This window comes from Prevotella sp. AGR2160 (genome assembly GCF_000424185.1).
Lineage (GTDB): Bacteria > Bacteroidota > Bacteroidia > Bacteroidales > Bacteroidaceae > Prevotella.
The window spans coordinates 307,590-322,084 of record NZ_AUJK01000001.1; the positions used below are offsets into that span (position 1 = coordinate 307,590).

The 14,495-nt window shown below is 55.5% G+C and carries 11 protein-coding genes; 10 read left to right on the forward strand and 1 reads right to left on the reverse strand.

The window, feature by feature from the left end:
• Positions 1-30: 30 nt before the first annotated feature.
• From epsC to queG, 10 genes are all read left to right on the forward strand, one after another.
• Positions 31-972, forward strand: coding sequence for a serine O-acetyltransferase EpsC (gene epsC / locus G604_RS0101375; protein WP_028908976.1), 942 nt, complete (start codon positions 31-33; stop codon positions 970-972).
• Entirely contained in the window at positions 956-2,395 is a 1,440-nt protein-coding gene (locus G604_RS0101380; protein WP_028908977.1) for a class I SAM-dependent RNA methyltransferase, read from the forward strand. The genes epsC and G604_RS0101380 overlap by 17 nt, the downstream gene beginning before the upstream one ends.
• Complete coding sequence (locus G604_RS0101385; RefSeq protein WP_028908978.1) at positions 2,385-4,595, forward strand: S9 family peptidase; 2,211 nt, start codon at positions 2,385-2,387, stop codon at positions 4,593-4,595. Before G604_RS0101380 ends, G604_RS0101385 begins: the two co-directional genes overlap by 11 nt.
• A gap of 28 nt (positions 4,596-4,623) precedes the next feature.
• Positions 4,624-5,895: a phosphoribosylamine--glycine ligase gene (purD, locus tag G604_RS0101390; protein WP_036904249.1), complete on the forward strand. Its 1,272-nt coding sequence runs from the start codon at positions 4,624-4,626 to the stop codon at positions 5,893-5,895.
• Between the two features lie 177 nt (positions 5,896-6,072).
• Positions 6,073-6,999, forward strand: a complete 927-nt coding sequence (locus tag G604_RS0101395) for a hypothetical protein (RefSeq protein WP_028908980.1) — start codon at positions 6,073-6,075, stop codon at positions 6,997-6,999.
• On the forward strand, positions 6,990-8,237 hold the full coding sequence (locus G604_RS0101400) for a metal ABC transporter solute-binding protein, Zn/Mn family (RefSeq protein WP_028908981.1): 1,248 nt from the start codon (positions 6,990-6,992) through the stop codon (positions 8,235-8,237). The genes G604_RS0101395 and G604_RS0101400 overlap by 10 nt, the downstream gene beginning before the upstream one ends.
• 25 nt (positions 8,238-8,262) lie before the next feature.
• A complete protein-coding gene (locus G604_RS13220) occupies positions 8,263-8,943 on the forward strand; it encodes an ABC transporter ATP-binding protein (protein ID WP_051220155.1) in 681 nt (226 codons plus the stop codon).
• A gap of 165 nt (positions 8,944-9,108) precedes the next feature.
• Positions 9,109-12,459, forward strand: a complete 3,351-nt coding sequence (locus tag G604_RS0101410) for a protein O-mannosyl-transferase family (protein ID WP_028908982.1) — start codon at positions 9,109-9,111, stop codon at positions 12,457-12,459.
• Positions 12,459-13,070: a polysaccharide deacetylase family protein gene (locus G604_RS0101415; protein WP_028908983.1), complete on the forward strand. Its 612-nt coding sequence runs from the start codon at positions 12,459-12,461 to the stop codon at positions 13,068-13,070. Before G604_RS0101410 ends, G604_RS0101415 begins: the two co-directional genes overlap by 1 nt.
• Complete coding sequence (queG, locus tag G604_RS0101420) at positions 13,048-13,959, forward strand: tRNA epoxyqueuosine(34) reductase QueG (RefSeq protein ID WP_028908984.1); 912 nt, start codon at positions 13,048-13,050, stop codon at positions 13,957-13,959. The genes G604_RS0101415 and queG overlap by 23 nt, the downstream gene beginning before the upstream one ends.
• 214 nt (positions 13,960-14,173) lie before the next feature.
• Here queG and G604_RS0101425 read toward each other — a convergent pair.
• A partial coding sequence (locus G604_RS0101425) for an IS30 family transposase (protein ID WP_028908985.1) occupies positions 14,174-14,495 on the reverse strand: 322 nt, incomplete at its 5' end.

Below are 14,495 nucleotides of genomic sequence, written 5' to 3' on the forward strand. Positions count from 1 at the left end.
TTGCAGTCATATTATATTGGTACAAGCAACATGAGCAAGATTGATATAGCCCAACGGTTGAACAAAACGGTCAAAGCCCTCTCCGAGCAGGAGTCCCTCAACGGACTCTTCCATCAGCATCGTGATGGCGACCCACTGCCCTCAGGCAAAGTGCTCGAAGATATCATTGATATCAGTAGATCCATTCTCCTTCCCGGTTATTTCGGAAGGAACTCCTTTACCCGACAAACCCTTGAATTCCATATCGGCGTACGCACGGAAAAACTCCAGAAACTGCTCGCCGAACAGGTCCTCGCCGGTCTGTGCTTCAGCAACCACGACGAAGAAGAAAGCGCCGATGAACTGGAATGTGAGCACTGCAAAGCTGAGGATATCGCCATGCAGGTCATCGAACAGTTCCCGAATATCCGACGCATCCTCAGCACGGACATCACCGCAGCCTACAATGGTGACCCCGCAGCAGAGAGCCGTGAGGAGATCGTAAGCTGTTATCCCGTCATCAAGGCGCTCACCTCTTATCGTATCGCTCATGAACTCTTCAAGCGCAACGTGCCCCTCATCCCGCGTCTCATCACGGAGATCGCCCATTCAGAGACGGGCATCGACATCCACCCCGGCGCGCAGATCGGTGAATATTTCACCATCGACCACGGCACAGGTGTCGTCATCGGCGCTACTTGCATCATCGGCCGAAACGTAAAGCTCTATCAAGGTGTCACCCTCGGCGCCAAGAGTTTCCCGCTCGACGAGAACGGCAACCCCATCAAGGGTATCCCCCGTCACCCGATTATCAAGGATAACGTCGTCATCTACTCCAACGCCACCATCCTCGGCCGGATCACCATCGGTGAGGGCTGTGTCGTCGGCGCCAACGTATGGGTGACGAAAGATATGAAACCGAACACGAAGAAATATAAAAAAGACAAAATAGACAATTTAGATTTAGAATTCAATAATGGAACAGGAATTTGAACTCATCGCCAAGACTTTCATGGGACTGGAAGAAGTCCTGGCCAAGGAGCTCACCCAACTGGGTGCCAACAATGTACAGATCGGCCGTCGCATGGTGTCGTTCTCCGGAAACAAGGAACTCATGTACCGTGCGAACTTTCAACTGCATACCGCTATCCGTATCCTCAAGCCGATAGCACACTTCAAGGCCCGCTCCGCCGAGGACATGTACACGGAGGTGAAGAAACTCGACTGGAGCAAGTATCTCGACAACAAGAAGACCTTCTCCGTCGACTCCGTCGTCTACTCCAAGGAGTTCACCAATTCCCGCTTCGTCACCTATAAGGTCAAGGACGCCATCGTCGACTGGTTCCGTGAGCATACTGGTGAACGGCCGAATATCAGCGTCAGCAACCCCGATATACGCTTCAATATCCATATCGCCGAAGACGACGCCACACTGAGCCTCGACTCTAGTGGGGAGAGCCTCCACCGCCGCGGCTACCGACAGGAGAGTGTCGAGGCACCGCTCAATGAGGTCCTCGCCGCCGGCATGATCCTCATGACAGGCTGGCACGGCGAGTGCGACTTCATCGATCCGATGTGCGGATCGGGAACACTGCCCATCGAGGCCGCCCTCATCGCCCGCAATATCTCCCCGGGCGTCTTCCGGAAGGAGTTCGCCTTCGAGAAATGGCCTGACTTCGATCAGGACCTCTTCGACGAGATCTATAACGACGACTCTCAGGAGCGCCCCTTCGAGCACCATATCTACGGCTACGACATCGATATGAAAGCCGTTAACACGGCACGTCTGAATGTCAAGGCTGCCGGACTGAGCAAGGAGATCACCATCGACCAGGCTGACTTCAAGACTTTCCAACAGCCTACCGAGAAGAGCATCATCGTCATGAACCCGCCCTACGGCGAGCGTATCTCCACACCGAACCTCTTGGAGACCTATAAGATGATCGGTGAACGCTTCAAAAATGCCTTCAAGGGCAATGATGCCTGGGTACTCAGTTACCGTCAGGAATGCTTCGACGCCATCGGCCTGAAACCGAGTATCAAAATCCCACTCTACAACGGCTCCCTGGAATGTGAGTTCCGCAAGTATGTCATGTTCGACGGTAAGATGAAAGAGTTCCGCCATGAGGGCGGCGTCGTCAAGACCGACGAGGAGAAACGGGAAATGGGACAGAAGCACCGCTTCAAGAAGAACCGTGAGTTCAAGCGCCGTCTCGAAGAGGAGGAGAACAACGAGGAAGGGGATATCCGCACCTTCAAGTTCCATAAGTTCAACGACTTCGACAACAAGGGCAGCCGCTTCGCCGGCAAGCGCCGCTTCTCCGATGACGGCGACAGCCGTGGCGGCCGTGGCTTCAAAAAAGAGAAATTTAGTAAACGCGGAAAATTCAATAAGTTTAAGAATGATGAAGACTAAAGCTATGCTGGCACTCTGTGCCGGCATTCTTTCGTTCACGCTGATGACACAGAACGCGACAGCACAGAATAGCAAACAGAATAATAAGAAGACGCTGACCCTCGAGGATCTCAACTTCGGCGGCGTGCACTACCGTGAGCACCTCCCGGAGAACCGGTGGACGGCATGGTGGGGCAATGAGCTCATCCGCCTCGATGCCGACAAACTCTCCCTCGTCGACAAGAATACGGGTAAGGAGACTCCGCTCATCACCCTCGATGCCATCAACGCCATCACGAAAGGGAATACGGACCTCGACGTACACACCCTCTACTATGCCTCCTTCCCTTATGCCGATAAGCCCCTCGTCTTCCTCGACAACGGCAAGAGCCGCATGCTCATCGACTGGAAGAAGAAAAAGGTGGTATGGAGTCTGCCGAAAGAGGATGAACAGGCGGCTGAATGGAATGCCGCTTCCAAAGCCCTCGCCTTTGTCAAGGGTGACCAGCTCTTCGTCAACGACGGGAAGAAAAGCCATCAGCTCACGACCGACGGCAGCCGCGATATCGTATACGGACAGAGCGTACACCGCGACGAGTTCGGTATCAATGGCGGCCTCTTCTGGGCGCCGTCAGGCGAGAAGCTCGCCTTCTACCGCATGGACCAGAGCATGGTGACCGACTTCCCCCTCGTCAACATCCCCGAAGTAGACTGGAAACCGGCGGCAGGACAGAGCCGCATCGCCACGCCCGAGCCGATCAAATACCCGATGGCCGGTGAGACGAGCCACAAGGTCACCGTGGGCGTCTACGACCTCAAGAGCGGCAAGACCGTCTATCTCAACGCCGGTGATCCTACCGACCGCTATTTCACGAATATCGCCTGGTCACCCGACAGCAAGACGATCTATATGTTCGAGCTCAACCGCGACCAGAACGACTGCCGCCTCGTCAGCTATGACGCCACGACGGGCCATAAGCTCCGCGAGCTCTACCGCGAGACCGACAGTAAATATGTGGAGCCCCTCCACCCCATCGCCTTCTTGCCTTGGGACAACACGAAGTTCATCATGCAGAGTCAGAAGGACGGATACAACCACCTCTACCTCTTCGACGTCAACGGTCAGCAACTCAAGCAGGTCACGTCGGGCAAATGGGTCGTGGAGAATGTCCTCGGCTTCGACAGCGACCATCACAGTGTCGTCATCGAGAGCAACGAGTGCAACCCGATCCAGAAGAATATCTTCGTCGTGAATATCGACACGGGCAAGCGAGCCCTCATGGACGACAACGGCAAGGGCTGGCACGACGGCAGCATCAGTGCCAACGGCCAGTATATCGTCGACAACTACTCCACGCCGACAACTCCGCGCAACATCGCCATCATCAACACAAACAATGGTAAGCGCACACGATGGCTCACAGCCGCTGACCCGTGGAAGGACTATACCACGCCTGAGTTCAGCTGCGGCACACTGAAGGCGGCCGACGGCGTCACCGACCTCTACTGGCGGATGGTGAAACCCATCAACTTCGACCCGAAGAAGAAATATCCTACCATCGTCTATGTCTATGGTGGACCCCACGCCCATAACGTCGACGCACGCTGGCACTGGGCCAGCCGCTCCTGGGAGACCTGGATGGCCGAGAACGGCTACCTCCTCTTCATCCTTGACAACCGCGGCAGTGAGAACCGCGGTAAGGACTTCGAACAGGTGACGTTCCGCCAGCTCGGACAGGAAGAGATGAAGGACCAGATGAAAGGTGTGGAATACCTCAAGAGTCTGCCGTATGTCGACAGCTACCGCATCGGCGTCCATGGCTGGAGCTTCGGCGGCTTCATGACGATCAGTCTCATGACCAACTATCCCGACGTCTTCAAGGTAGGTGTCGCCGGTGGTCCCGTCATCGACTGGAAATGGTATGAGGTGATGTACGGCGAACGCTATATGGACACGCCGCAGACAAACCCCGAGGGCTACGCGAAGACCTCACTCCTCGCCAAGGCGAAAGAACTGAAAGGAAAACTGCAGATCATCATCGGCCTCAACGACCCCGTCGTCGTTCCCCAGCATGCCTTCTCCTTCCTGAAAGCCTGTATCGGCGCCGGCACGCAGCCCGACTTCTTCGTCTACCCCGGTGAGCCTCATAACATGCGCGGCCATCAGAGCACGCACCTCCATGAGCGCATCAGCCAGTATTTCTTCGACTATCTCAAATAAAAACATATAGACCTCATCAGACATCGATATGAAAAGAATTCTTTTGTTAGGCAGCGGCGGCCGTGAGCACGCCCTGGCCTGGAAAATTGCACAGAGCAAACAGGTGGAGAAACTCTTCATCGCTCCCGGTAATGCCGGTACGGCAAATGTCGGCGAGAATGTCAACATCGCCGTCGGCGACTTCGACAAGATCCGTGACTTCGTAGCCGACAACGGCGTCAACATGGTCGTCGTCGGTCCCGAAGTGCCCCTCGTGGCCGGTATCACCGACTTCCTCCGCGCTGACGACCGCACGAAGGACATCCCCGTCATCGGTCCCTCCAAGGCCGGTGCTGAGCTCGAAGGCTCCAAGGACTTCGCCAAAGCCTTCATGCTGCGCCATCATATCCCCACGGCACAATACCGCACCTTCGACGGCACGACGGTGGAAGAGGGCCTCCGCTTCCTCGAGACACTGAAGGCGCCTTATGTTCTGAAGGCTGACGGCCTCGCTGCCGGCAAGGGCGTCCTCATCGTTCCTACCCTGGAGGAGGCCAAGAAGGAATTCAAGGATATGCTCGGCGGCATGTTCGGCAATGCCAGCGCGAAGGTCGTCATCGAGGAGTTCCTTAGTGGTATCGAGTGCTCCGTCTTCGTCCTCACCGACGGCCGTCACTATAAGATCCTCCCCGAGGCCAAAGACTACAAGCGTATCGGTGAACACGACACGGGTCTGAACACCGGTGGCATGGGCTCCGTCTCTCCCGTCCCCTTCGCCACGAAGGAGTGGATGCAGAAGGTAGAGGACCGTATCATCAAGCCGACTGTTGACGGACTCGCTGAAGAGGGTATCGACTATAAGGGCTTCATCTTCTTCGGACTCATCAATGTCGACGGTGAGCCGATGGTCATTGAGTACAACTGCCGTATGGGTGATCCCGAGACGGAGACCGTCATGCTGCGCCTGAAGAGCGATATCGTAGACCTCTTCGACGGTGTCGCCAATGGTGATCTCGATAAATATGTGGTGGAGACAGACCCGCGGGCCGCCGTCTGCGTCATGCTCGTCTCCGGGGGCTATCCGCAGAAATATGTCAAGGGCTATCCCATCAGTGGCCTTGACGATGTCGAGGGAAGCATCGTCTTCCACAGCGGTACGGCTCTGAAAGACGGTCAGGTCGTCACCGCCGGTGGACGTGTCATCGCCGTCTCCAGCTATGGCCGTGACAAGGAGGAAGCCCTGCAGAAGAGCTTCCAGGAAGCCCAGAAGATCCACTTCCAGGATAAATACTTCCGTTCTGACATCGGCCAGGACCTGTAAAGTAAAAAGGTAAAGAAGTAAAAAAGTAAACGCGGGGCGGCCCCTCTTGCCGTCCCGCCCTTTCACCGTAGGGGCGGAAAGCCTCTGCCATGTGCTCCCGCGAGCCGGGCCTGCCGTCGTGTGCTTGCGCTTTGCAAGCGCAAGTCGCCACTGCCCGCCCATAATCCCTCAAGAACATTGATACGAAAAAGATTTCAGAATAAGATTGCGGAGAACCGCTTCGCACTGCCTATCGTCAGCGTCTATGCCCTCGTAGTATGGACACTGAGCGGTCTGTGGTCCGGCCAGATGTGGACAACATTCTTCATGGCGGTCTTCGCCACCTATCTCATGGTGGAACTCAACAACCGCAATGCCCTCATCCGTATCTACAGCCGGATGGTGTCCTGTTCCTTCCTCATGCTCATGACCATGTCCACCTTCCTCTTCACCGATAGTCAGGCCCAGGTGGTGGGCATCTGCGTCATCGCCACCTATCTCCTGCTCTTCAACGGCTATCAGGACCGACAGGCCATGGGCTGGTCCTTCTATGCCTATGCCGCCTATGGCATCGGCACGCTGAACTTCGTTCAACTGTTCTATTTCGTACCTCTGTTGTGGCTCCTCCACAGTTCGAAGATTATGGGACTGAGCATCCGCACATTCATCGCCTCCATCCTCGGACTGACGGTGCCTTACTGGTTCGCACTGGGTTATGTGGCCTATATAGGCGACTACACCATCCTTACCGATCATTTCGCGGCATTGTGGCATTTCATGCCGCTCTGCGACTTCACCTCCGTGGGTGTAAAGCCACTCATCAGTATCATCTTTATTACCATCCTCGCGATCATCGGTATGTTCCATTTCTTCACCCACGCCTATCAGGATAAAATCCGTACACGTATGCTCTACGAGGTCTTCTCCTATATGGATCTCGCCATTCTCCTCTTCTTTATCCTTCAACCCGGAGCATATCATGTGCTCATTCCTTTGATGATCATCAATACGGCACCTATCACAGGACATTTCTTCGCACTGACGCATAGCAGGGTGTCGAACATCATGTTCATCACCATTCTCATACTCATGGTGGTGATTACCGGCGTGAACCTATGGACGTAATCAACAGCTTCCTCATCAACTGGGGATACTGGGGCATGCTCCTCGCCGCCTTCCTCGCCGGCAGCTTTATCCCCTTCTCCTCCGAAGCTGTCATGCTCGGACTCATGGCCGCAGGGCTCGATCCCTGGGGCCTCGTCATCTATGGCAGTATCGGCAACATCCTCGGTTCGATGTTCAACTATGCCGTCGGACGACTGGGAAAGATGGAATGGATAGAACGTTACCTCCATATTAAAAAGGAGAAGATCGAGAAGACACAACGGTTCCTCGCCGGACGGGGGGCATGGACGGGCTTCTTCGCCTTTTTGCCAGTCCTCGGCTCGGCGGTGATGATCACTCTCGGCCTCATGCGCGCGAACATGTTCATCTCGTTCCTCAGCTGCAGCATCGGGAAAGTCCTGCGCTATGTCATCCTCATCGTCGGGGTCAACACCCTCTTCTCCTGTACGCGGCCGGCAAATGCTCCTGCTGAGGAGCCGAAGACAATCACCGTCACGATAGAGCCTCTGCGCTGGTTCACCGAACAACTCTGTGGAGACCGCTACAAGGTACTGACGATGGTCCCCGCGGGCAGCAGTCCTGAGACCTACGAGCCGACACCGCGGCAGCTTGTCGACCTCAGTCACACCTTATTATATATAAAGGTGGGACAGATTGGTTTCGAACGCTCCTGGATGACCCGTCTGAAAGAGAATGCGCCGAAGATGACCATCGTCGACAGCAGTCGGGGCCTCTCCTATATCCATTCTTCCGACAACACTCTCGATCCCCATACCTGGATGAGCTGCCACAGCGCACGCCTCATCGCACGGAATATCTACGATGCCCTCCTGGCCAAAGGGGCCAAGAGTCACGGCGACAGCCTCTTCTACCGCCAACGCTACGGCCGTCTGCTCCACCGGATTAACACCGTCGACCGTATGATCCGACGGCACTCGTTCCGGCAGCGGGCATTCGTCATCTACCACCCCATCCTTACTTATTTCGCCCGGGACTATGGCCTCATCCAACTGCCCATGGAGGAAGAAGGACGGGAGCCGAGTGCCCGACAGATGCAGATGCTCATCCACCGTGCCCGCCAGCTCCACGTCAAGACGGTATTCATCCAACGGGAGTTCAGTCCGCGCAATGCCATGGAGGTCGTCGAGGCCACCCATGCAGAACCCGTCTCTATCAATCCCCTCGCCTATGACTGGGATCAAGAAATGTTGAATATCAGCAATCTCCTTCAAAAATAACAACGGAGAAAAGAAAAGATCGATCATGACAGAAAACCATAACTCCAAGGACAACCAGGCCATCATCATGCTCCATGATGTTACGGCGGCCTATGGACGGAAGGTCATCTTCCGTCACGCCTCCCTTACCATTTATGATCATGACTACCTCGGTATCATCGGACCAAACGGAGGCGGGAAGACGACACTCCTGCGCATCCTCCTCGGACTGATGAAGCCGCTGGAAGGCACCGTGACCTATCTCTGTGATGGCAAGCCCGTGAAAGAGATCACCATGGGCTATCTACCCCAATACAGTGCCATCGACCGCCAGTTCCCGATCTCCGTGGAAGAGGTCGTCAAAGCCGGTCTGAGCAGCCGGAAGCCACTCTTCAGGTCCTTCACCGCGGCACAGCGTGAACAGGTGGAGCAGACGCTTCGTGAGATGGAGCTCTCCGACCTCGCCGACCAGCCCATCAGTGCCCTCAGTGGCGGACAGCTGCAGCGGGTCCTCCTGGCCCGCGCCGTCGTGAGCAATCCTCAGGTCATCGTCCTCGATGAGCCGAACACCTATATCGACCGCCATTTCCAGGAACAGATGTACGACATGCTCGACGACCTCAACCGCCACTGCGCCATCGTCATCGTCTCCCATGATGTCACCGCCATCGAGCCCCGCGCCCGCCATCTCGTCGAGGTCGACCACGCCCTCTCCTTCCCGTCGTAACCGCCACCGCAGGGCACAGCCCTTCTGGCGATAGTCCGGGCCTGCCGTCGTGTGCTTGCGCTTTGCAAGCGCAAGGAAAGAAAATCTACCCTTCTCTGCCCTATATCGATTTTTTTTACTAAATTTGCAGCGATTTCGAACTCTAATTATTATTTTTATCGATAAATGAAACAGTTTAGACTTGTGGACATCATCGTAGGGTGGATCACCTTTGTGATCGCCGCCTTCACGTACTGCTCCACCATCGAACCCACAGCCTCTTTCTGGGACTGTCCGGAGTTCATCACCACGGCCTTCAAGCTGGAGGTCGGCCATCCGCCAGGGGCACCGTTCTTCATGCTCCTCGGTAATCTCTTCACGCAGTTCGCCTCCGATCCCTCTCATGTGGCTAAGATGGTGAACACGATGAGTGCCCTGCTCTCGGCAACGTGTATCCTCTTCCTCTTCTGGACCATCACCCACCTGACGCGGAAGCTGATCCTCAAGGACTGGAGCGAGCTCACCACCGGGAAGCTCATCGCCATCGAAGCCTCCGGTCTCGTCGGCGCCCTCATCTATACGTGGAGTGACACGTTCTGGTTCTCAGCCGTAGAGGGTGAGGTGTATGCTTTCTCCAGCGCCTTCACCGCCGTCGTCTTCTGGCTCATGCTGAAATGGGAAGACCATGCCGATGAGCCCCACAGCGACCGCTGGCTCGTACTTATCACCTTCATGATGGGTCTGAGTATCGGTGTCCACCTGCTGAACCTGCTGTGTATCCCCGCTATGGCGCTGGTATTCTATTACCGCAAGAGCAAGGAGCCGAACTTGAAGGGATCACTGATCACCCTCCTCGTCTCCTTCGTCATCGTCGCCGCCATCCTCTTCGGCGTCGTACAGGGTATCGTCACCGTCGCCGGCTGGTTCGAGTTGTTCTTCGTCAACACCCTCGGCTGTCCGTTCAACACCGGTGAGATCATCTATATCATCCTCCTCATCGCCTCTTATGTATGGGCTATCTGGGAGACTTATCAGGAGGGACACCTCAAACGGCAGAACGCCGCCTTCCTCGTGGCCTTCGGCATGATCGGTATCCCGTTCTACGGCTATGGCTGGAAAGCCTTCATCCAGGGCATCGTCGTCCTCGCCATCCTCTGGTTCGTGCTCAACTACAAGCGGCGCGACAAGGCAGCGAAGACGAGTAAGCTCCTCGTCTCCCCGAGACTGAAGAATACCGTCCTGCTGTCACTGATGATGCTCATGATCGGCTACAGCAGCTATGCCCTCATCGTCATCCGCTCCTATGCCAACCCGCCGATGGACCAGAACTCCCCGGAGGATATCTTCACCCTCGGCTCCTATCTCAGCCGTGACCAGTATGGCTCCTATCCGTTGCTCTACGGACAGGCCTATACCTCTCAGGTAGCGCTGGAGCAGGACGGTAATATGTGCAAGCCTGTCATGAAGTCGGGCGCTCCCGTCTACCAGCGTAAGGAGAAGGCCTCTAAGAATGAGAAAGACTCCTACTTCGTGGTATCCCACAAGGACAACTACGTCTATGCGCAGAACATGCTCTTCCCGCGTATGTGGGACCAGAGTCACGCACAGGCCTACGAGAGTTGGATGGGTGGCGTCGACGGCACCGATATTCCTTACGACCGCTGCGGTGAGCCCATCACCGTGAAGATGCCGACACAGCTCGAGAACCTCCGTTTCTTCCTCTCCTATCAGTGCAACTTCATGTACTGGCGTTACTTCATGTGGAACTTCGCCGGACGGCAGAACGACCTGCAGGGTAACGGAGAGCCCGAACACGGCAACTGGATCACGGGCTTCTCGTTCATCGACAACGCCCTCTATGGTGACCAGAGCAAGCTCCCCGACGAGCTGAAGGCCAACAAGGGACACAACGTGTTCTACTGTCTGCCGTTGCTCCTCGGCCTTATCGGACTCTTCTGGCAGGCCTACCGCGGCAAGCGCGGCATCCAGCAGTTCTGGGTCGTCTTCTTCCTCTGGTTCATGACCGGTCTGGCCATCGTCATCTACCTCAACCAGACACCGATGCAGCCGCGTGAACGTGACTACGCCTATGCCGGCTCCTTCTATGCCTTCGCTATCTGGTGCGGTCTTGGCGTCGCCGCCATCACCGACCTGCTGAAGAAGCACCTGAAACTCGACGGCACCGTGGTCTCCGCCATCGTCGCCGTCCTCGCCCTCCTCGTGCCGATCCAGATGGTCAGCCAGACATGGGACGACCATGACCGCTCCGACCGCTTCACCTGCCGTGACTTCGGACGCAACTATCTCATGTCGCTCCAGGAGAAAGGCAACCCGATCATCTTCACCAATGGTGATAACGATACCTTCCCGCTCTGGTATAACCAGGAGGTGGAAGGCGTAGGTACCAACGACCGCGTCTGCAACCTCTCTTACCTGCAGACAGACTGGTATATCGACCAGATGAAGCGCCCGGCCTACGACTCGCCGAGCGTGCCGATCAGCTGGCCGCGCCTCGACTTCTGCTCCGGTACCAACGAGTATGTAGAGGTACAGCCGGAGGCTAAGCAGCAGCTCATCGAATTCTACAAGGAGAACCCGCAGGCTGCCGCCGCACAGTATGGCAAGGATCCCTTCGAACTGAAGAATATCCTGAAATACTGGGTACGGTCGAAGGATCCCAACAACCACTTCATCCCCACGGATACCGTCTATGTCACCATCGACAAGAATGCCGTTCGCCGCAGTGGTATGCTGATGGCTTCCGACACCATCCCCGACCGCATGGTCATCAGCCTCAAGGGTAAGCAGGCCCTCTATAAGAACGACCTGATGATGCTCGAGATAATCGCGCAGTGCAACTGGACACGGCCGCTCTATGTCGCCCTCACCGTCGGCGAGGAGAACTACATGAACCTGGGTGACAACTTCATCCAGGAAGGTCTCGCCAACCGTATCACGCCGTTCACCACGAAGCTGCCGGGCGTGAAGAACTTCGACACCGAGCGTACCTATCATAATGTGATGACGCGCTTCCGCTTCGGAAACCTCAAGCAGCGCGGCCTGTATATCGACGAGACAACGATGCGTATGTGCTATACCCACCGCCGCCTCCTCGCACAGCTCGCCCTGCAGCTCGTAGAGGAGAAGAAGCTCGACAAGGCCCGTAAGGTCCTCGCCCTCGCCGAGCGTGAGCTCCCGACCTACAATATCCCCGTCAACTATATGTCCGGCGGTCTCGACTACGCCCAGGCTTACGCGATGGTGGGCAACAAGGCCATGGCGAACAAGTACCTCGACGGCGTCTTCAACAACTCCCGTCAGTATGCGCAGTACTTCGAGAGCCTCAACCAGGATAAGTTCCAGATGTGCTCCGATGACTGTATGCGGGAACTGATGATCATGAACCAGAGCTGCCAGCTCGCACAGGTCGTCAACCCCGCGAAGATGCAGAAGATGCAGAAGACGGTGGAGACGCTCTACCGTACCTACCAGATGCTCGGCGGTAAGATGCCGCAGATGGGAGGTGGTGACCAGTAATGATCATCGAGCAACCCTCCTGGTTCCTGCGATGGATCTATCCGAAGGCGCTGTGGCGCATGGACAAGCATGACCACAGCGTCTACCTCACCTTCGACGACGGACCGATACCGGAGTCGACGCCCTTCATCCTCGACACCCTTCGGAAGTTCGGGGTGAAGGCAACGTTCTTCATGGTCGGTGAGAATGTGGCGCGCTACCACGAGCTCTACAACCGAATCGTCGCCGAGGGCCATCAGGTGGGAAACCATACCTTCAACCACCTCGGATCGCTGAAGCATATGGCCATCACCTACGGACAGAATGTCGCTATGGCCAACGACCTCATCAAGGCGCATCTCTTCCGTCCGCCCCATGGCTGGATGAAACTCAGCGTCTACTGGTGGGTGAACCGGTACTACAAGATCGTCATGTGGGACCTCGTGACACGTGACTACTCCAAATGGATGACCGCCGAGGATGTCCTCAATAATGTGAAGCGATATGCCCGCAACGGTTCCATCATCACGTTCCACGACAGTCTGAAGAGCATCGACAAACTGCATTATGCCCTTCCAGCAGCCCTCAAATGGCTTCAAGAACAAGGATATGAATTCAAGACTTTCGAATGAGAATATCAAAGCCGAGGCCCGTCGCCTCGGCTTTTTTGCTTGCGGCCTCGCCCGTGCCGACGCAGTCGACGAGGACACGGCGGCACGTGTGCGGCAGTGGCTAGACCATCACGATTACGCCACAATGGAATATATGGCCAACTATACCGACAAGCGCCTCGACCCGCGGCTCCTCGTCGACGGCGTCCATACCATCGTCTCCGTGGCCATGAACTACGCGCCGGCACAACGGCTCCCCAAGGGACAGCCGCAGATGGCCGCCTATGCCCTCGGACAGGACTACCACGACCTCGTGAAAGAACGGCTGCGGAAACTCGCCGCAGCCATCGGTGCCGCCGACGGCTGGCGCGCCTTCTGCGACTCCGCCCCCGTGCTCGAGCGGTACTGGGCAGTGAAGGCGGGCCTCGGATGGACGGGCCGGAACCACCAGCTCATCATCCCGCATGCCGGTAGCATGTTCTTCCTCGGTGAACTCTTCCTCCAGGAGGAACTGAAGCCCGATGAGCCGATGGTAAGTCGCTGTGGCACCTGCCACCGTTGCATCGACGCCTGTCCCACCCATGCCCTCACCCTCCGGGGCGAGATGGATGCCGAACGCTGTCTGAGCTATCAGCTCATCGAGAACCGCGGGGAACTCTCCGACCTCGCGAAAGAAAAAATGGGCGACTGCTTCTATGGCTGTGACCGGTGTCAGACGGCCTGCCCATGGAACCATTTCGCCACACCGACAACAGAGCCGTCACTGCAGCCGAAGCCCGAACTCCTCCAAATGACACGCGATGACTGGCGGCATCTCTCTGTGGAGGACTACCGCCGACTCTTCAAAGGCTCTGCCGTCAAAAGGGCTAAATATGACGGACTTAAACGCAATATTGACAACCTCTCGTAAACATCGTAGATAATTTTTTATCTTCGATGTTTACAAAAATATCTATCGTGTTTAGCTCCCCTAAACAACATAGATATTTTTGTCTGCTCCTTTGATGACCTCCCTACTTTCTATTTTTCTTTCATTTTTAACATAAAAAAGTTGGAAGTATGAAATTATTTTAATATCTTTGTCAAAAATATAAAGAAGGTGAATTCAACTAGCAAGTGCAAATTTAAGAAATATTTTTGACAAAGGCTTCATCAGGCGAGAGAAATTTCAATTTAGCTCTTGGTCTTGTGTTAATTTGCCGTTGTATTTCCTTGATTTTTTGTTGGCTGACATTGTCAAAATCGGTCCCCTTGGGGATATACTGTCTGATGAGTCCGTTTGTGTTTTCAATGAGTCCCTTTTGCCATGGAGCATGAGGATCAGCGAAGTATACCTTGGCACCAAGTTTCTTGGTAATATACTCATGACAGAAGAACTCTGAGCCATTATCAGTGGTAATGGTTTTGATCAAATATTTATAGGGTTCAAGCAGGTGTACAATAACC

Coding starts and splice junctions, on each gene's coding strand:
- queG (WP_028908984.1), top strand. CDS start 13,048: ATGAATTCAAGACTTTCGAATGAGAATATCAAAGCCGAGGCCCGTCGC.
- epsC (WP_028908976.1), top strand. CDS start 31: ATGAGCAAGATTGATATAGCCCAACGGTTGAACAAAACGGTCAAAGCC.
- G604_RS0101380 (WP_028908977.1), top strand. CDS start 956: ATGGAACAGGAATTTGAACTCATCGCCAAGACTTTCATGGGACTGGAA.
- purD (WP_036904249.1), top strand. CDS start 4,624: ATGAAAAGAATTCTTTTGTTAGGCAGCGGCGGCCGTGAGCACGCCCTG.
- G604_RS0101385 (WP_028908978.1), top strand. CDS start 2,385: ATGAAGACTAAAGCTATGCTGGCACTCTGTGCCGGCATTCTTTCGTTC.
- G604_RS0101415 (WP_028908983.1), top strand. CDS start 12,459: ATGATCATCGAGCAACCCTCCTGGTTCCTGCGATGGATCTATCCGAAG.
- G604_RS0101400 (WP_028908981.1), top strand. CDS start 6,990: ATGGACGTAATCAACAGCTTCCTCATCAACTGGGGATACTGGGGCATG.
- G604_RS0101410 (WP_028908982.1), top strand. CDS start 9,109: ATGAAACAGTTTAGACTTGTGGACATCATCGTAGGGTGGATCACCTTT.
- G604_RS13220 (WP_051220155.1), top strand. CDS start 8,263: ATGACAGAAAACCATAACTCCAAGGACAACCAGGCCATCATCATGCTC.